This window comes from Paraburkholderia sp. 2C (assembly GCF_054589215.1).
In genome coordinates this window covers 134,353-151,865 of record NZ_BAAILL010000005.1, presented here as the reverse complement: position 1 = coordinate 151,865, position 17,513 = coordinate 134,353, and the positions used below count along the sequence as shown (strand labels likewise).

The following is a 17,513-nucleotide window of genomic DNA, read 5'->3' as shown; positions in this document are numbered from 1 at the left end:
GCGGCGCGCGGCTGGCTCACCTCGTGCGCAATCGATGCGGTGAGCTCGCCGAGCGTCGCGATGCGCGTCGCGTGTGCGAGATCGTCGTGCGCCTGCTGCAAACGCCGTTCGGCCTGCTTCGCTTCGCTGATATCGATGACCGCGCCCGCGTATTCGGACTTACCGCCTTTGTAGCCGACCGGATGCGCAAGCAGGCGAATATCCTTGACTCGACCGTCGGGCATCAACAACCGATGCGTCGTATCGACTTCGCGATCGCCGGCGCCGATCCGCTCGAATGCGCGCGTCGCTTCGTCGATATCGTCCGGATGCGTGCGCGCGAACACCGCACGCAGATCGACCTTCGTGCCGGGCTCGTATTCGTAGAGCCGGTACATTTCGTTGGACCAGTAAAGCGCCCCTGTGTGCGGGTTCAACGCGAAGCTGCCGGTGTGGCTCAAGCGCTGCGCGTCGGTCAGATACGCTTCGCTGAGCCGCAATGCGTCTTCGGCCCGCTTGCGGTCTTCGATATCGAGAATCGCGCCATACCAGCGCACGATGCGCCCCGTCGCGTCGCGCCTTGGCTTCACGATCGACATGCACCAGCGATAACCGCGCTGGTCGTTGCCGAGCCGGCATTCACACGAGCCCTCGAGACCGCTTTCGAGCAGTTGCCGCCACACCCGCATCGATCGCTCGCGATCGTCCGGATGCACGGCGTCCTGCCAGCCCCAACCCTGCGCGCGTTCGAGCGTCATGCCGGTGAAACGCACCCAGCGGTCGTTGACGAAATCGAGGTAGCCGTCTGCCTGGGTACTCCAAACCATCACGGGCACATGGCCCCACGGAAAGCGCAGATCGCGTTCGCCCGTGCAGTCGGCGGACTCGTTCGCTTTGCTTTCGGCGAACCGGATCGCCGCGGCCGCGAAACCGCTGGGCACCTCCTGGTCCGCGCCGTTCGCACTGATGCTGAGGAGGAAGCGCTGATAACGGCCGCTCGCGTCGAGAATGCGCGCGTGCATGCGCCGCTCGGCGTTGCCGCCATGCACACGCGCACAGCCTTCCTGCACGCAGTAGAGGTCATCGGGATGCAACAGCCGCTGCCAGCCGAAGCCGAGCAACTCGGCCAAAGGCCTGCCCGAATAATGCGTCCACGCTGCATTGAGCGACGCCGCGCCGCCGTCGGGCGAGCCGCTCCAGATCAGTGCGGGAACCGCGTCGAGCAGATTGAGTGAATCGAGTTCGGGTGTCATTGACTCAGGCTACGATAGTTAGTAGAGCGCACCGGCATTGATGGATCGAACGTTGCGGACACCGCGAACGGCAACATGATCCGGCTGTGTCGATATGCGAAGCCGTTCGCCTCGCGAACTCGACGACCCGTAAGAGACCTCAGTGATTGCGCACGCCTCTTGCGCGCGCGGCGCGAACTGTCTGAGCCCGGACGACGCGCATGTGCCACCCGGCCTTGGGCAGCAGCGCGATGGGCATCACGCCATAAGACACCGGACGCCGATAAACCGTCGCCGCGAAGGCCTCTTTACATTGCCTCGCCTCGCCGCGGTCATCGCGTCGCGAATGAGTGTACTGACATATTTTTTCACCATCAAGCACGCACGCCGAGTGCGGTAACGCACGCAAAAGGGGCGACGCGTCTTCATGTATGACAATGCGTTCAAACAAGAAAACATGCTTCGCAAAACGCGAAAACGCAACGCACGGAACGACGACATCACTGTGACCGCGGACATACGGAACGGCCATTGTCGTCGCCCGCGAGCGGGTGGCCGGGATGGTTTGGCGTGAATGGATACGGACAACATACGAATACCAAAACAAAAGCCCTCTCAATGGAGGGCTTTCATTTTCACTACGGGGGTTCTCGCACGCTCTATGCGGTGCGGGCAAACGCGCTTGCTTTACGCGAAGTTCTTCGCTGCGAAGTCCCAGTTCACGATGTTCCAGTAAGCTTCGACGAACTTCGGACGTGCATTGCGATAGTCGATGTAGTACGCGTGTTCCCACACGTCGATCGTGAGCAGCGGCTTCGCGTCGGTGGTGAGCGGCGTAGCGGCGTTGCTCGTTGAAACGAGGTCGAGCGAACCGTCGGGCTTCTTCACGAGCCAGGCCCAGCCCGAGCCGAACGTGCCGACTGCCGTCTTCGTGAACTCTTCCTTGAACTTGTCGAAGGAACCCCACTTCTTGTTGATCGCTTCTGCAAGCGCGCCCGTCGGCTGGCCGCCGCCTTGCGGCTTCAGGCTGTTCCAGAAGAACGTGTGATTCCACACTTGCGCGGAATTGTTGAACACGCCGCCCGACGATTTCTTGACGATTTCTTCAAGCGTCAGATTTTCGTACTCGGTGCCCTTGATCAGATTATTCAGGTTAGTCACATAGGTTTGGTGATGCTTGCCGTAATGAAACTCGAGCGTCTCTTCGGACATGTGCGGCGCGAGTGCGTTTTTCGCGAACGGCAGAGGCGGGAGCTGATGTTCCATGGTGCTTTCCTTCTATCTGTTTATGGGGAAGTCTGCGGACAACGCTTGTAGAGCAATGGATTGTAGGCGACTTGGGATAACCCCGCAAACCAACGGTCTTTTCACCAACGGCATCTCAATTGCGAGGGCCGGCCTACGGAATTCATGTGGCGCGCGCGAATCGTGACCGCCGGTCTTCACGTTGCGCGATGCCACAGCCGATCGCAGAGAGTCCGCAATCCAGCGTCGTATCGGCACCGTATCAAGCGGCGTACCCGGGCTGTTATTGCAATCCGATCGACGTTCCATTCACGGCTTTACACGCGTGATATCGGGCGTCTCTGTCCAACGCGCTGCTGTGCATTTTCGATCGCGTATTCACGCGATATATGAATCAGCGTAATGAGTGCAATTGCTGCTTGCCCGCGCATCGCGATGAGGTCAAATCTACTTTCGCGCTGCGCGGGTGGCCTAGAAGCCTTCTGTCAGGCGCGGCTGCACATCGGATAGCGCGATGTCCGCCGAGCCTTCCGCGAGATGCACGGTCAGGCGGCGCCCCGGTTTCAGGGCGGCCGGCGCGCGCAATGCGCGGCCGCTTTGCGCATCGAGCAGCGCGGCGTAACCGCGCTCGAACGTGCGTTGCGGACTCAGCACTTCGAGCCGCGCGGCCAGTGCCGCGATATGCGCGGTATCGCGTTCGTGGCGCCGCGCGAATGCGCTGCGCAAACGTTCGTCGAGCCTGCCCAACGCGCTGCGATGCACGGCAACGTCCGGACACCAGCGTTGCCAGCGCATGCGCAGCAATGCGAAGCGCGCCCGCGCGTCGCGAACCGGCCGCGCGCCGGCCGATGCGAGCCGCACGCTCAGCTGACGCAGATGCGTGTGTTGCCGCGCGAGCCGCTCGGCCGGCGACACGAGACGTCGCGCGAGCCAGTCGAGCTGCTGCGCGCGACGCTCCATCATGCGGCCGAAGCCGCGCGCAAGCGTCGCGTGCCGATGGTCGAGATCGCGCAGCAACAGCACGCGTTGCGGGCTCACGAGTTCGGCGGCGCCGGTCGGGGTCGGCGCGCGCACGTCGGCTGCGAAGTCGGCGATCGTAAAGTCCGTTTCATGACCGACGCCGCTCACGACCGGCACGTCGCTCGCCGCGATCGCGCGCGCGAGCACCTCTTCGTTGAAAGCCCACAGGTCTTCGATCGATCCGCCGCCGCGGCACACGATCAACACATCGACCTCGCGCCGCGCATTCGCCGTTTCAACCATCGCGGCGAGCTTCGCGCCCACGCCCATGCCTTGCACCGGCGCCGGATAGACGATCACCGGAATATGCGGCGCGCGGCGCGCCAGCGTGGTCAGCACATCGCGCAGCGCAGCCGCCTGCAGCGACGTGACAATGCCGATCGAGCGCGGATGCGCGGGCAGCGCGCGCTTGCGCTCAGCCGCGAAAAGACCCTCGGCGTCGAGCTGCGCCTTCAGCTTGAGGAAGGCTTCGTACAGGCGCCCCTGACCGGTGCGGCGCACTGCTTCGACATTGAGTTGCAGTTCGCCGCGCGGCTCGTACATCGTGACGAGCGCGCGCACTTCGATGCGATCGCCTTCGCGCGGCGTGAACTCCGCGTACTGCGCGCGGCCGCGGAACATCACGCAGCGCATCTGCGCTTGCGCATCCTTGATCGAGAAGTACCAGTGGCCGCTGGCGGCGCGCGTGAAGTTCGACACCTCGCCCGAGACCCATACGAGCGGAAACGAGCGCTCGAGCATCGTGCCGATCGCGCGGTTCAGCACGGACACCGGCACGACGGCATCGCCGCCGCTCGGGAGGGATGAAGCGAAGGAACTATCTGAATTCATGCGGGGTTCGGATTGGATCGGAGTAGACAGGGCCGGCTAATAGGGGCAGTTTCACCTTAATCGGGGCAGTTTCAGCTGGCCGAACAGACGATAGACCGAGTGGCCGGCCGCGTCCACCCTTCGAGGTATCGGGTTAGTCACGTTGTTAAAAGTGTCCACATGTCGGGATACTAAACAAGAGTGATCGAAAACGCCCCGGAAAGCCCAATGAATTCGAGATATCGTGTTGATTTTTATGGTCTTTTTATCTCTTAAATGTATACCTAGACCGGTGCGAGGCTTGGGCGGCGGTGCTTGCCGTTGAATGCGGGGCAGGTTCTCCACAAAGTTATCCACAGGCACATCACGTCACGCCGACGGTCGCAAAACGGCCTCTGGCGCGGTCGATGCTATCGCCGGCGACTTGCCGCGACGCGGCTTCGCGCGATAGAGTGCCGGGTCCCGCCACTGCCAGTGCGGACTACGCTCGCCGTCACCCGCGGTCCGCTGCAACCAGATACGAATGAACGAACTGCGAACCCGCATCGAGTCCTACATCGCGCGCGAATGGCAGCGGCGCGGCCCGTTCGCCTGGGCGCTGTCGCCGCTCGCCTGTGTGTTCGGCGCCATCGCGGCCGCGCGCCGCGGCGCGTTCGCGGCGGGCTGGCTCGAGCGGATCAGGGTCGGCGTGCCGGTCGTCGTGGTCGGCAATGTCACCGTGGGCGGCACCGGTAAAACGCCGACCGTGATCGCGCTCGTCGAGGCGCTGCGCGCAGCGGGCTTCACGCCCGGCGTCGTGTCGCGCGGCTATGGCGCGCGCGTGCGCCAGCCGACTGCCGTCACGTCCGCCTCGGCGGCCTCGCAAGCCGGCGACGAGCCGCTGCTGATCGCGCGCCGCACCGGCGTGCCGGTGTGGGTCTGCCCCGACCGCGTCGCGGCCGCGCGGGCGCTGACTGCCGCGCATCGCGACGTCGACGTGATCGTCAGCGACGACGGACTGCAGCACTACCGTCTCGCGCGCGACGTCGAACTCGTCGTGTTCGATCATCGGCTGGGCGGCAACGGCTTTCTTTTGCCGGCGGGTCCGCTGCGCGAACCGCTGTCGCGCCGACGCGATGCAACGCTCGTCAATAGCCCCTACGAACGCACGCTGCCGCCGTGGCCGAACACGTACGCGCTGCAATTGACGCCCGGCGACGCGTGGCATCTCGACAATCCGCATCTACGCCGGCCGCTTGCGCAATTCACTGGCGTCAGGGTGCTGGCCGCAGCGGGCATCGGCGCCCCCGAGCGCTTCTTCGCGACGCTGCGCGCGGCAGGCATTGCGCCCGATACGCGCGCCCTGCCCGACCACTATGCGTTCACCGCGAACCCATTTGCCGATGCAAAGGCCGATGCGATCCTGGTCACCGAAAAGGATGCGGTAAAATTAGCGACTTGGCGTGACGCGCGAATCTGGGTCGTTCCGGTTGAAGCCGCGCTCGATCATCGCCTTATCGAATCCGTTGTGGAGAAACTCCGTGGACGCTCGTCTGCTTGAAATCCTCGTCTGCCCGATCTGCAAGGGCCCGCTCAGCTACGATCGTTCGGCGCAGGAGCTCATCTGCAACGCCGACAAGCTCGCCTACCCGATTCGCGACGGCATTCCCGTCATGCTCGTCGACGAAGCGCGGCAAACTGTGGAAGGCACGCCCGTCGACCTGAATCCGGGGTCGGTTGCGTGAGCAGTTCAATGAGCAGTCCCATGAGCAGTTCAATGAGCAGTTCAATGAGCCGCTCTATCACCGGTTCGTCTGTCATCGCCCCGCCCTTCATCGCCGTCGTTCCGGCCCGTCTCGCTTCCACCCGCTTACCGAACAAGCCGCTCGCCGACCTCGGCGGCAAGCCGATGGTCGTGCGCGTGGCCGAACGCGCGCGCGAGTCGGGCGCGCAGCAGGTGCTGATCGCAACCGACGCGCCGCAAGTGCTCGAAGCCGCGCGCGAACACGGCTTCGACGCGATGCTGACACGCGCGGATCATCCGTCGGGCACCGACCGGCTCGCCGAAGTCGCGGTGCAGCATGGATGGAGCGACGACACGATCGTCGTCAACGTGCAAGGCGACGAACCGCTGATCGATCCGGCGCTCGTGCGCGGCGTTGCGTCGCACCTCGCCGCGAACGAAAACTGTGCGATCGCGACCGCCGCGCATCCGATCACCGATCCCACGGAAGTGTTCAATCCGAACGTCGTGAAGGTCGTGCTCGACGCGCGCGGCGTGGCGCTTTACTTCTCGCGCGCGCCGATCCCCTGGGCCCGCGATGCATGGCAACCGCAAGCGCCCGCGCAGTTGCCCAATCTCGCCGCAATGCCCGCGCCGCCTGCCTCCGCGACCGTCTACCGGCATATCGGCCTCTATGCCTACCGTGCGAAATTTCTGCGCGCGTTTCCATCGCTTACCCTGTCGCCGATCGAGCAGACCGAAGCGCTTGAGCAGTTGCGCGCGATGTGGCATGGCGAACGGATTGCGGTGCTCGTGACGCCCGATACGCCGCCGCCGGGCGTCGACACACCGGCCGATCTGGCGCGCGTGCAGGCGCTTTTCGGGTCGTCCGCGTAAAAACCCGTGGCATAATCGGGACGGTTAGCGAACCACCCGGCGAGGCCGGGCGCTATTGCACTGCAACTCCCGCTCGCCATGCAGTTGCCACGCAGTCGCCCTGTATGTCCCGTTTGCCCGATCGTTGTGCAGTCCACCTTCGTATGCTGCAGCGCCGTCACGTATCAGCGCGTGACGTGCCGCGCGGCCTGTGGTCTGTGTCAGTCGGGCGAGCTGGCTTGAGACGAAACTGCGCACAAGGTAGCGGGCAAAGCAGCGGACGCCACGGCAGACGCACCGGGGACGAAGCAGCGCGATGAGCGCTGCGCCACGCGCGCCGAACAGAATTTACATAGAGATCTGGAGATATCACATGCGTTTGATCCTGTTGGGCGCGCCCGGAGCGGGCAAGGGCACCCAGGCAAACTTCATCAAGGACAAGTTCGGCATTCCGCAGATTTCGACGGGTGACATGCTGCGCGCCGCGGTGAAAGCGGGCACTCCGCTTGGCATCGAAGCAAAACGCTATATGGATGCCGGCGAACTCGTCACCGACGAACTGATCATCAACCTCGTGAAGGAGCGTCTGCTCGAGCCGGACTGCAAGAACGGCTATCTGTTCGACGGTTTTCCGCGCACGCTGCCGCAAGCCGAAGCGATGAAACAGGCCGGCGTCGCGATCGATTACGTGGTCGAGATCGACGTGCCGTTCGACGAGATCATCGTCCGCATGAGCGGCCGGCGCGTGCATGCGCCGTCGGGTCGCACGTATCACGTCAAGTTCAATCCGCCGAAGGTCGCGAACGTCGACGACGTGACCGGCGAGCCGCTGATCCAGCGCGACGACGACAAGGAAGAAACCGTGCGCAAACGTCTGGATGTCTATGTCGCGCAGACGAAGCCGCTAATCGACTACTACCAGGCTTGGGCGCAGAAAGGCGATCCGTCCACCCCGCTCAAGGCGCCCGCATATCGGCGTATTTCCGGGCTCGGCACGGTCGACGAGATTCGCGCGCGCGTGTTTGACGCGTTGAAGTAAGCGTAGCGCCGACGCGTTGTCCTCCACGGAAACCGCCCCTCTGGGGGCGGTTTTTTATTGCCGCGATGGCGCAAATGGCGAGCGGAAATTGCATCGGTGTTTTGATCAGCGATCCGAATCAACGTCGGCCGGTTCCTGTCGCAGGTTGTCAGGCTGGCGAGATACCGTGACCGCCTTTTATGTGCTAACCGCACCCGCTACAATCGTTGCTCGACACGCAGCCGCAGGATCGGCCGCGGCAAACCGGCCCAAGGAGAATGTATGGATATCCGCGACAACGCATTTCTGATCACCGGCGGCGCATCGGGCCTCGGGGCGGCCACCGCGCGCCTGTTCGCCGAACACGGCGGCAAGGTCGTGCTGGCCGATCTGAACGAAGCAGCCGGCACGCAACTCGCGAAAGAACTCGGCGGCGTATTCGTCAAATGCGACGTCACGCGCGAAGACGATGCGGCGCAGGCGGTCGACGCCGCGTTGAAGCTGGGTGCACTGCGCGGGCTCGTCAACTGTGCGGGCGTTGCGCCGGCCATGAAGACCGTCGGCAAGGACGGCCCGCATTCGCTCGACGCGTTCTCGAAAACCATTGCGATCAACCTGATCGGCACGTTCAACATGATCCGCCTCGCCGCCGCCGCGATGGCGAAGCTCGAACCGAACGCAGGCGGCGAACGCGGCGTGATCGTCAATACGGCGTCGGTCGCGGCATTCGACGGGCAGATCGGCCAGGCCGCATATGCGGCATCGAAGGCCGGCGTCGCCGGCATGACCTTGCCGATCGCGCGCGATTTGTCGCGCAACGGCATCCGTGTAATGACGATCGCGCCCGGCATCTTCGAAACGCCGATGCTGCTCGGCATGCCGCAGGAGGTGCAGGACTCGCTCGGCGCCATGGTGCCGTTCCCGCCGCGCCTCGGCAAACCGATCGAATATGCGCTGCTCGCGAAGCAGATTTTCGATAACCCGATGCTGAACGGCGAAGTGATTCGCCTCGATGGCGCGATTCGTATGCAACCGAAGTAATGAAATAACCGTCGCGATGCACTGCCGCGGCGCGTAAAAGAAAAGCCTGCCGGCGAACAATTTCGCCGGCAGGCTTTTCTTTATTCTTCAACTTCGCAACTTCGCGTTTCGTGTGACGGAACGTGCGTCGCGCCACGCGTCGCGAGTGTGTCGAGCGCCGCCGTCAATCCCGATCGTTATGCTGCGTGCGCTGGCGAATTTCCTCGAGTTGCGATTCGACGACGGTTGCATCTTCCGCATCGGGCCGGTCGCCGAGATAACGCTCGAGGTCCTCGAGCGCGGGCCGCAGATAGTCGAGCCGCGCATACGCAAAGCCGCGGTCGCGCACTTCCTCGATGCTCTCCGGCAGCAGGATCACGAGCCGCTGCTGCACCGCGAGCAGACGCTGCCAGCGCTCGGTCTGCAAATACGTGGACTTCAGGTTGCGCAACATGCGCGCGATGATCTCGCGCCGCGTCGCCGGCTGCAGCAGCATGCGCAGCGCGCGCCCGACCGAATCGCCGGCCTTCGCGACATATGGCTCGAGCATCTCGACCATTTCGGATTCGGACAGCGAGTGCCCGCTCGTCGGGTCGAGCATCACATCGCCTTCCGGCGTCGTCACACGCAACAGGAAATGCCCTGGAAACGATACGCCGCGCACCGGAATATCGACCTGACTGGCGATCTCGAGGTACAGCACCGCGAGCGAAATCGGAATGCCGCGCCGCCGCTTGAGCACGACGTTGAGGTGGCTGTTGTCGGGATCGTAATAGTCGTTGACGTTGGCCGCAAAGCCGAGTTCGCGAAAAAAGAACCGGTTCAGGATGCCGACCTTCTGCTTCACATCCGCGTTGTCGGGCATGCGCCGCTGCAGCCGCAAGACAAGTTCGTCGATCTCCGCAAGCGTGCCTTGCAGATCGAGATCGGGGTAGGCGTCCTGCGCGAGCGAAAGCGCCGCTTCGGTCAGCGGAAGGCTTTCGTCCTCGGCGACAAGCGTGCTGAAATAGTCGAGAACCCGCGTCATCGTGATCACTTCACTCGCCTTCTGAAATACGCGTATTTGAAGCCCATCAGCCACAGCATACCGAAATATAGCGCGGCGAACAGAACGAGGCATGCGCCGAGCAGCACGATTCGCATGAGCGGCTCGCTGTGCATGCCGATCCAGTCGAAGCTCGCGGCAAGCCACCGCATCACGCCTGCCAGCACGAGACACGCGCCGAGCAGTTGCACGAAAAAGCGCGTCCACCCCGCCGACGGCATATAGATGCCCCGCCGCCGCAAGCCGATAAACAGAAACAACGCGTTGATGCACGCGCCAAGCCCGACCGACAGCGTGAGGCCCGCATGCGAGAAAACCGGCACGAAAACATAATTGCACGCCTGCGTGAAGATCAGCACGCCGATGCCGATCTTCACCGGTGTCTTGATGTCCTGCTTCGCGTAGAAGCCCGGCGCGAGAATCTTGATCAGGATCAGGCCGATGAGGCCAACGCCGTATGCGGCGAGCGCGCGCCCGACCATCACGACCGCATTGCCGTCGAACTTGCCGTAGTGAAACAGCGTCGCCGTCAGCGGCTCGGCGAAAAAGAACAGCGCGATCGCGCTCGGCGCGGCGAGCAGGAACGTGACGCGCAAGCCCCAGTCGAGCAGCGCCGAATACTCGTGCGTATCGGCGTCGACATGCGCTTTCGAAAGACTCGGCAGCAGGATCGTGCCGAGCGCGACACCGAGCAGCGCGGTCGGGAATTCCATGAGCCGGTCGGCGTAGTTGATCCACGACACCGCGCCCGGCCCGATATGCGACGCGATATTCGTGTTGATGATGAGGCTGATCTGCGCGACCGAGACCGCGAACATCGACGGCACCATCTTCGCGAGCACGCGCTTCACGCCGCGATGCGCGAGCGCGCGCACCGGATTGAGCCCGATGCGCGGCAGCATGTCGACCTTCTTCAGCACCGGCAGTTGCACGATGAACTGCAGGATGCCGCCGGCAATCACGGCCCACGCGAGCGCATAGACGGGCGTGCGCAGATGCGGCGCAACGAACACCGCGGCGAAGATGAACGCAACATTGAGCAGCACCGGCGCGAACGCGGGCATCGAGAAGTGCTTGTAGGTGTTGAGCACGCTCGATGCAAGCGACGTCAGCGAGATAAAAACGATGTACGGGAACATGATCCGCGTCATCGTGACCGCGAGCGGGAATGCATCGCCGTCGGTGCGAAGACCCGATGCGACGACGAGCACGACCCATGACGCGGCAACCACGCCCAGCAGCGAGACGAACACGAGTACCCACGCGAGCACGGTCGACGTGGCGTCGACGAGCGCCTTCGTCGCGTCGTGACCCTGCTGGTTCTTGAACTCGGCGAGAATCGGCACGAATGCCTGCGAAAACGCACCTTCGGCGGAAATGCGGCGCAGCAGGTTCGGAATGCGGAAGGCGACGTAGAACGCGTCGGTATATTGACTGGCGCCGAACGCACGGGCGATCAGCGTCTCGCGGGCCAGTCCGGTCACGCGGGACAGCAGCGTGAAGCCGCTGACCGTCAACAGGGCTCGGAATAGATTCATGGGGCGCTTATTATACGGGTCCGTTTTGGGGGAGGAGCGTGTCAGAACGCGATTCGGACCCGTCCGCGCGCCGGACGTTCGCGCGGAGCGCGCGATTTCGGTCGGAATTTGCGCGGCTTGTCAGGTGGCGGTTCTATTGCTATACTCGTCCGTTTCGAAGCTTGTCCGCCTAGCATAGGGGCGCGACATAGGCCAACGCAATACAGGTCAGTCTAGGCCCGTCTTCGCATCGTTGTCGTACTTCGAATCAGATCAACGCTCGCGGGCAATCGCTTTCGCGGGTTGAATCCAGAAGCAGCGCCGGGTCGGCCGTCGGTCGGTCGAATGGGCCGGTACTGGAAACAGGAACAGGATAAGGAACCACGTCATGGCTAATACCAAACAAGCACGCAAGCGCGCCCGTCAGGCCGCCAAGGCCAACTCGCATAACTCGGCGCTGCGCTCGAAGTTCCGTACGGCAATCAAGGCCGTGCGCAAGGCAATCGAAGCCGGCGACTCGGCGAAGGCTGCCGAAGTTTTCAAGGCATCGTCGAAAACCATCGACATCATTGCCGACAAGAAAATCGTTCACAAGAACAAGGCCGCTCGTCATAAGAGCCGCCTCGCTGCAGCCGTCAAGGGCCTGCAAGCGCCCGCAGCACAGTAAATTCGCAAGTCCTGCCAACCCGCACGATGCGGGTTGTTTCCTGTTTCCGCTGCTACATTGAAGCCCGCCTCGGCGGGCTTTTTTGTTGGCCGCCCGGTCGTAAAGAATCGCCGACGCCAGTCGGGCATAAAAAAACCCGCCGTGCGGGTTTCCGGGTTCGATCGGGTCGGGTCTTTAGAACGTCCTGCCCTGCTGCGTCCCGTGATGCGGTGGCAACTCGCACGCTTCGGTCACGACGAGATCGTTGTCTTTTGCGAAGTTCATCACGAAGTCAAACGCCATCGGTTCGATATCGCGCAACCGCGAATCGAGGATCACGCATTTGAGGTCACCCAGGATGGTAGGACGTACGTACAGTGAATATTGCAGGCGCGCATTCGGCCCTCTCGCCCCCGGGCCGAAACCCGACATCACACCAGCAAGACGCTCCGACCAGTCGCTCGGCCGAAACTTCTTTCCCTTGCTGGTGATGCCTTGAATGAAGAACTCGGTTGGGGGTGTGTCGGCCATGTAGGAAACCCTGTGTGACTGCCCAGCGGAGCGCCAACGGAAAAGCTACCTGAAACACGACCACGCGAGAATCTATACGCGTACCTTGTGCGTACCTCGGTTACGAACAATACGCCCGAAATGTTCGTCGCAATGCGTTGGCGTGTTCAGGTCCTACCCACGTGCATTCCACGTGCACTTATACGCCGCGCCTTGTTCGCAAGCCGTGTTCCGCAAGCATGGAGCCTGCCTGCTGGGCTTTGAAAAGCCTACGGATTATATCGCAGCGAGGCTCTTTCCGCACTGCACACAAGACTTTCGCGAACGATACGGCAACAATTTTTCTCGCTGTCGAAGTGATCGGTCATAGGGCCGACCGTCCGTCTGGCTGACTCGTCAAACCAGGGAAAATCCTTTATGCTGCATTGACTTATCACAAACGACGGCGGCGCCGTCCGGCTCTTTAAGCCGGGTGAACCCGCCGTATTTGTTTCATGACCGCCAAAACTATCCGCCACTATCTGCAGTTCAAGGACTTTTCGCTAGGCGACTATGAATATGTGCTCGAACGCGCACGCATTCTGAAACGCAAGTTCAAGAACTACGAAACCTATCACCCGCTGCACGACCGCACGCTCGCGATGATCTTCGAGAAAAACTCGACGCGCACGCGCCTGTCGTTCGAAGCGGGCATCTTCCAGCTCGGCGGCCACGCGGTGTTCATGAGCACGCGCGATACGCAGCTGGGCCGCGGCGAGCCGATCGAAGACGCCGCGCAGGTGATCTCGCGGATGGTCGACATCATCATGATCCGCACGTTCGGCCAGGACATCATCCAGCGCTTCGCGGAAAATTCGCGCGTGCCGGTCATCAACGGCCTCACGAACGAATATCACCCGTGCCAGGTGCTAGCCGACATCTTCACGTACTACGAGCATCGCGGGCCGATTCGCGACAAGACGGTCGCGTGGGTCGGCGACGCGAACAACATGCTGTACACGTGGATCGAGGCCGCGCAGATTCTCGGCTTCAAGCTGCGTCTATCCACGCCGCCGGGCTACAAGCTCGACCGCGGGCTCGTGGCGTCCGAAAGCGCGCCGTTTTACCAGGAATTCGACGATCCGCATGAAGCATGTGCCGGCGCGGACCTCGTCACGACCGACGTCTGGACCAGCATGGGCTTTGAAGCAGAAAACGAAGCACGCAAGAAAGCGTTCGCGGACTGGTGCGTCGATGCGCAGATGATGGCGCGCGCCAATAAGGACGCGCTCTTCATGCACTGCCTGCCCGCGCATCGCGGCGAGGAAGTCAGCGCGGAAGTGATCGACGGTCCGCAAAGCGTCGTGTGGGACGAAGCGGAAAACCGTCTGCACGTGCAGAAAGCGCTCATGGAGTTTCTGCTGCTCGGCAAGCTCAATCACTGAGCTTCGTCTTCAATTTGCGGAAGCACGCTACTGCTGCAGCAGCGTGCGCCTCACCTGCCGCCGTCCGTCCAAAACGCGGGACATGCGCCGGTTTAGTGTCAAAATAGCGTTTTTCCGCGCACCGGGGCCGCCGGCGCGCACTAGTCTTCCAGCTACGAGTCCATCATGAGCGATATCAAGAAAGTCGTGCTCGCCTATTCGGGCGGCCTCGACACCTCCGTCATCCTGAAGTGGTTGCAGGACAACTACGACGCCGAAGTCGTCACGTTTACGGCCGACATCGGTCAGGGCGAAGAGCTGGAACCGGCGCGCAAGAAAGCGCTGCAACTCGGCATCAAGCAGGACAACATCTTTATCGACGACCTGCGCGAAGAGTTCGTGCGCGACTTCGTGTTCCCGATGTTCCGCGCCAATACGATTTACGAAGGCGAATATCTGCTCGGCACGTCGATCGCGCGTCCGCTGATCGCGAAGCGCCAGATCGAGATCGCGCGCGCGACGGGCGCCGAGGCGGTGTCGCACGGCGCGACCGGCAAGGGCAACGACCAGGTTCGCTTCGAACTCGGCTACTACGCGCTCGAGCCAGGCATCAAGGTGATCGCGCCGTGGCGCGAGTGGGATCTGCTGTCGCGCGAGAAGCTGCTCGCGTACGCGGAAAAGTCGGGCATTCCGATCGAAATGAAGCACAAGCAAGGCGGCGCGCCTTATTCGATGGACGCGAACCTGCTGCATATCTCGTTCGAAGGCCGTCACCTCGAAGATCCGAAGGCCGAGGCGGAAGCGGATATGTGGCGCTGGACCGTGTCGCCGGAAGCGGCGCCGGATCAGCCCGAGTTCGTCGATATCGAGTACGAGCACGGCGACCCGGTCGCACTGAACGGCAAACGCCTGTCGCCGGCTGAAATGCTGACCGAACTGAACCGCCTCGGCGGCAAGCACGGCATCGGCCGTCTCGATCTGGTCGAAAACCGCTATGTGGGCATGAAGTCGCGCGGCTGTTACGAAACGCCGGGCGGCACGATCATGCTGAAGGCGCACCGCGGCATCGAGTCGATCACGCTCGACCGCGAAGTCGCGCATCTGAAAGACGACCTGATGGCGCGTTACGCCTCGCTGATTTACAACGGCTACTGGTGGAGCCCGGAGCGCCGCGCGATCCAGGTGCTGATCGATCACACGCAGGAAAAGGTCAACGGCTGGGTGCGCGTGAAGCTGTATAAGGGCAGCGTGTCGGTCGTTGCGCGCGATTCGAAGGAAACGCTGTTCGACAAGACCATCGCGACCTTCGACGATGACGGCGGCGCGTACAACCAGGCGGACGCCGGCGGCTTTATCAAGCTCAATGCGCTGCGGATGCGGATTGCGGAGAATGCGCGTCGTAAGCGCGGGGCCTGATTCCCGGGCTTAGACTTTATTGGCCTCAGGCTTCGGCCAAGTCGAAGCCCAGTCTGACGTCGGAAAAGCGCTGGTGCACCAATGTGCGCCGGCGCTTTTTTTGGCCCGCGCCCGAAAAATCGTCACGATCGCAACGCCCTATTAGGCGCGTTTGGCGCCCGCCAGCCTCAAAGAAAGATCGGCTCCGGCTCGAGATCGACACCGAAGCGCTCTGCGACGTCGTGCTGAATCGCAGTGGCAAGCGCAAGCACGTCGGCGCCTGTCGCGCCGCCGCGGTTGACGAGCACCAGCGCCTGACGGTCGTGGACAGCCGCCGCGCCCAACGCGCGCCCCTTCCATCCGCACCGGTCGACAAGCCAGCCTGCCGCCAGCTTCACACGCCCATCGGGCTGCGGATACGACACGAGACCCGGCTCCCGCTTGAGCAGCGCATTGAACTGCGCCGCGTCCACCACGGGATTCTTGAAGAAGCTCCCGGCATTGCCGAGCGCAAGCGGGTCGGGCAATTTCGCGCGGCGCACGCTGACGACCGCATCGAAAATTGCCTGAGCGCTTGGCGCGACCGCTGCCGCGGCTGCGTCCGCGCTTCCATTTGCGACGCCGCTGCCGTTCTGCCGGGCCGCCAGTTCGCGCGCGACATCCGCATAGCCGGCACGCGGCGTCCACGCCTTCGGCAACCTGAACGTGACCGACGTGATCACGAAGCGGTCGCGCCCCTCCCGCTTGAAGAAGCTGTCGCGATAGCCGAACCGGCACGCACTGGCGTCCATTTCGACAGTCTCGCCGGATGCGAGATCGACCGCGCGCAGCGATGCGAAGCGCTCGCCCATTTCGAGCCCGTACGCGCCGATGTTCTGGATCGGCGCCGCGCCGACCGTGCCTGGAATCAGCGCGAGATTTTCGAGCCCGGGCAAACCGCGCTCGAGCGTCCATGCGACGAACTCATGCCAGTTCTCGCCGGCCGCCGCCTCGACAAACCACGCGTCGGCGTCTTCGCGCACGATGCGCCGGCCGCGCAGCACGATCAGCAACACCAGCCCGGCGAAATCGCGCGTCAGTACGATATTGCTGCCGCCGCCCAGTACGAGCCGCGGCAGCCCTGCCGCGCGCGGATCGCGCACGGCCGCCAGCAACTGGTCTTCGTGTTCGATCCGGCACGCCAGCCGCGCGCGCACGTCGAAGCCGAAGGTGTTGTGCGCGCGCAGCGGATAGTCGGCGATAAGCGGGACGGAGGCGGTTTCAGACATCGGATCGTGAGTTGGCAAGGCGTCGAACGGTTGCGTATCGGCGGTTTCAGGTGCGTTTCAGGTAGCGCTCGGGTGGCGCTCGGGTGGGCTATGGCCGTTCAGGACCGTGTCGGCATCAACCCTGCGCCGAGGCTGGACGGCAGGAAAAGCGATGCGAAAAGCCGTACCGGCAACGTGCGAACCTTGTGCGAACTTGGGCAAACGAAAAGGCGTCGGTAAAATGACATCGGTTCATGATTATAGCGAGTGCATCGCGCGCGCCCGGTGGGCGGCATGGGGGCACCGCGGCACTATGGGAGAGAAAGATGCCATCGTTCGACGTCGTCTGCGAAGCCAACATGGTTGAGGTGAAGAATGCGATCGAGCAGTCGAACAAGGAAATTTCGACGCGCTTCGACTTCAAGGGATCCGATGCCCGCGTCGAGCAGAAGGAACGCGAGCTGACCGCGTATGCCGACGACGAATTCAAGCTCGGTCAGGTAAAGGACGTGTTGCTCGGCAAAATGGCCAAGCGCAATGTCGACGTGCGCTTCCTCGACTACGGCAAGATCGAGAAGATCGGCGGCGACAAGGTCAAGCAGGTCGTCACGATCAAGAAAGGCGTATCGGGCGACCTCGCGAAGAAAATCGTGCGACTCGTGAAAGACAGCAAGATCAAGGTGCAGGCGAGCATTCAGGGCGACGCGGTGCGTGTGACCGGCGCCAAGCGCGACGATCTGCAAAGCGTGATCGCGATGCTGCGCAAGGACGTGACGGATACGCCGCTTGACTTCAACAACTTCAGGGATTAAGCCCGCGTAGCTACGCGGGCCGTCGCGGCTTCGATG

16 protein-coding genes are annotated in these 17,513 nt (G+C 62.9%); 9 read left to right on the top strand and 7 right to left on the bottom strand.

Annotation, left to right across the window (positions count from 1 at the left end):
- From ACYPXD_RS00870 to xseA, 3 genes are all read right to left on the bottom strand, one after another.
- Positions 1–1,232: PAS domain-containing protein (locus ACYPXD_RS00870; protein ID WP_459706373.1), on the bottom strand; the 1,232-nt coding region annotated here is incomplete at its 3' end.
- A 666-nt stretch (positions 1,233–1,898) separates the two neighbouring features.
- Positions 1,899–2,477, bottom strand: coding sequence for a superoxide dismutase (locus tag ACYPXD_RS00865; RefSeq protein ID WP_219797849.1), 579 nt, complete (start codon positions 2,475–2,477; stop codon positions 1,899–1,901).
- A 450-nt stretch (positions 2,478–2,927) separates the two neighbouring features.
- Positions 2,928–4,307, bottom strand: a complete 1,380-nt coding sequence (xseA, locus tag ACYPXD_RS00860; RefSeq protein ID WP_459706370.1) for an exodeoxyribonuclease VII large subunit — start codon at positions 4,305–4,307, stop codon at positions 2,928–2,930.
- Between the two features lie 502 nt (positions 4,308–4,809).
- Here xseA and lpxK point away from each other — a divergent pair.
- The 5 genes from lpxK to ACYPXD_RS00835 all read left to right on the top strand — a co-directional run bounded on the left by lpxK (position 4,810) and on the right by ACYPXD_RS00835 (position 8,923).
- Positions 4,810–5,826: a tetraacyldisaccharide 4'-kinase gene (gene lpxK, locus ACYPXD_RS00855; protein WP_459706368.1), complete on the top strand. Its 1,017-nt coding sequence runs from the start codon at positions 4,810–4,812 to the stop codon at positions 5,824–5,826.
- Positions 5,807–6,010, top strand: a complete 204-nt coding sequence (locus ACYPXD_RS00850) for a Trm112 family protein (RefSeq protein WP_006050060.1) — start codon at positions 5,807–5,809, stop codon at positions 6,008–6,010. The genes lpxK and ACYPXD_RS00850 overlap by 20 nt, the downstream gene beginning before the upstream one ends.
- Positions 6,011–6,054: 44 nt before the next feature.
- Positions 6,055–6,885: a 3-deoxy-manno-octulosonate cytidylyltransferase gene (gene kdsB / locus ACYPXD_RS00845; protein WP_459706365.1), complete on the top strand. Its 831-nt coding sequence runs from the start codon at positions 6,055–6,057 to the stop codon at positions 6,883–6,885.
- Between the two features lie 352 nt (positions 6,886–7,237).
- The gene (adk, locus tag ACYPXD_RS00840) at positions 7,238–7,903 is read left to right on the top strand and encodes an adenylate kinase (RefSeq protein WP_459706363.1); all 666 of its coding nucleotides are present in this window, start codon (positions 7,238–7,240) and stop codon (positions 7,901–7,903) included.
- Between the two features lie 261 nt (positions 7,904–8,164).
- Complete coding sequence (locus ACYPXD_RS00835) at positions 8,165–8,923, top strand: 3-hydroxyacyl-CoA dehydrogenase (RefSeq protein ID WP_459706361.1); 759 nt, start codon at positions 8,165–8,167, stop codon at positions 8,921–8,923.
- Positions 8,924–9,086: 163 nt separating this feature from the next.
- On the opposite strand, the gene ACYPXD_RS00830 is transcribed toward ACYPXD_RS00835, so the two are convergent.
- Together ACYPXD_RS00830 and murJ are read right to left on the bottom strand one after the other, a co-directional pair.
- Positions 9,087–9,929, bottom strand: a complete 843-nt coding sequence (locus ACYPXD_RS00830) for a SirB1 family protein (RefSeq protein ID WP_459706424.1) — start codon at positions 9,927–9,929, stop codon at positions 9,087–9,089.
- A 5-nt stretch (positions 9,930–9,934) separates the two neighbouring features.
- The gene (gene murJ, locus ACYPXD_RS00825) at positions 9,935–11,485 is read right to left on the bottom strand and encodes a murein biosynthesis integral membrane protein MurJ (RefSeq protein WP_459706358.1); all 1,551 of its coding nucleotides are present in this window, start codon (positions 11,483–11,485) and stop codon (positions 9,935–9,937) included.
- 367 nt (positions 11,486–11,852) lie between these two features.
- Here murJ and rpsT point away from each other — a divergent pair, with 367 nt between their 5' ends.
- The gene (gene rpsT / locus ACYPXD_RS00820) at positions 11,853–12,131 is read left to right on the top strand and encodes a 30S ribosomal protein S20 (protein WP_219797856.1); all 279 of its coding nucleotides are present in this window, start codon (positions 11,853–11,855) and stop codon (positions 12,129–12,131) included.
- 174 nt (positions 12,132–12,305) lie between these two features.
- On the opposite strand, the gene ACYPXD_RS00815 is transcribed toward rpsT, so the two are convergent.
- Positions 12,306–12,641 carry a DUF3579 domain-containing protein gene (locus tag ACYPXD_RS00815; protein ID WP_459706355.1) on the bottom strand — a complete coding sequence of 112 codons (336 nt, stop codon included), beginning with the start codon at positions 12,639–12,641 and terminating at the stop codon, positions 12,306–12,308.
- A gap of 473 nt (positions 12,642–13,114) precedes the next feature.
- Between ACYPXD_RS00815 and argF the strand changes: the two genes are divergently transcribed.
- Positions 13,115–14,044 carry an ornithine carbamoyltransferase gene (gene argF, locus ACYPXD_RS00810; protein ID WP_459706353.1) on the top strand — a complete coding sequence of 310 codons (930 nt, stop codon included), beginning with the start codon at positions 13,115–13,117 and terminating at the stop codon, positions 14,042–14,044.
- A 165-nt stretch (positions 14,045–14,209) separates the two neighbouring features.
- Positions 14,210–15,439, top strand: a complete 1,230-nt coding sequence (locus ACYPXD_RS00805) for an argininosuccinate synthase (protein ID WP_459706351.1) — start codon at positions 14,210–14,212, stop codon at positions 15,437–15,439.
- Between the two features lie 167 nt (positions 15,440–15,606).
- Here ACYPXD_RS00805 and murB read toward each other — a convergent pair whose 3' ends face one another.
- Positions 15,607–16,686 carry a UDP-N-acetylmuramate dehydrogenase gene (gene murB, locus ACYPXD_RS00800; RefSeq protein ID WP_459706349.1) on the bottom strand — a complete coding sequence of 360 codons (1,080 nt, stop codon included), beginning with the start codon at positions 16,684–16,686 and terminating at the stop codon, positions 15,607–15,609.
- A gap of 305 nt (positions 16,687–16,991) precedes the next feature.
- On the opposite strand from murB, the gene ACYPXD_RS00795 reads away from it, so the two are divergent.
- A complete protein-coding gene (locus ACYPXD_RS00795; protein ID WP_459706347.1) occupies positions 16,992–17,477 on the top strand; it encodes a YajQ family cyclic di-GMP-binding protein in 486 nt (161 codons plus the stop codon).
- Positions 17,478–17,513 lie beyond the last annotated feature (36 nt).

Excerpts from the sequence above, each read along its gene's own strand:
- ACYPXD_RS00815 (WP_459706355.1), bottom strand. The coding sequence starts at position 12,641 with ATGGCCGACACACCCCCAACCGAGTTCTTCATTCAAGGCATCACCAGC.
- murJ (WP_459706358.1), bottom strand. The coding sequence starts at position 11,485 with ATGAATCTATTCCGAGCCCTGTTGACGGTCAGCGGCTTCACGCTGCTG.
- lpxK (WP_459706368.1), top strand. The coding sequence starts at position 4,810 with ATGAACGAACTGCGAACCCGCATCGAGTCCTACATCGCGCGCGAATGG.
- murB (WP_459706349.1), bottom strand. The coding sequence starts at position 16,686 with ATGTCTGAAACCGCCTCCGTCCCGCTTATCGCCGACTATCCGCTGCGC.
- argF (WP_459706353.1), top strand. The coding sequence starts at position 13,115 with ATGACCGCCAAAACTATCCGCCACTATCTGCAGTTCAAGGACTTTTCG.
- kdsB (WP_459706365.1), top strand. The coding sequence starts at position 6,055 with ATGAGCCGCTCTATCACCGGTTCGTCTGTCATCGCCCCGCCCTTCATC.
- adk (WP_459706363.1), top strand. The coding sequence starts at position 7,238 with ATGCGTTTGATCCTGTTGGGCGCGCCCGGAGCGGGCAAGGGCACCCAG.
- ACYPXD_RS00795 (WP_459706347.1), top strand. The coding sequence starts at position 16,992 with ATGCCATCGTTCGACGTCGTCTGCGAAGCCAACATGGTTGAGGTGAAG.
- rpsT (WP_219797856.1), top strand. The coding sequence starts at position 11,853 with ATGGCTAATACCAAACAAGCACGCAAGCGCGCCCGTCAGGCCGCCAAG.
- ACYPXD_RS00830 (WP_459706424.1), bottom strand. The coding sequence starts at position 9,929 with ATGACGCGGGTTCTCGACTATTTCAGCACGCTTGTCGCCGAGGACGAA.
- ACYPXD_RS00865 (WP_219797849.1), bottom strand. The coding sequence starts at position 2,477 with ATGGAACATCAGCTCCCGCCTCTGCCGTTCGCGAAAAACGCACTCGCG.
- ACYPXD_RS00805 (WP_459706351.1), top strand. The coding sequence starts at position 14,210 with ATGAGCGATATCAAGAAAGTCGTGCTCGCCTATTCGGGCGGCCTCGAC.
- xseA (WP_459706370.1), bottom strand. The coding sequence starts at position 4,307 with ATGAATTCAGATAGTTCCTTCGCTTCATCCCTCCCGAGCGGCGGCGAT.
- ACYPXD_RS00835 (WP_459706361.1), top strand. The coding sequence starts at position 8,165 with ATGGATATCCGCGACAACGCATTTCTGATCACCGGCGGCGCATCGGGC.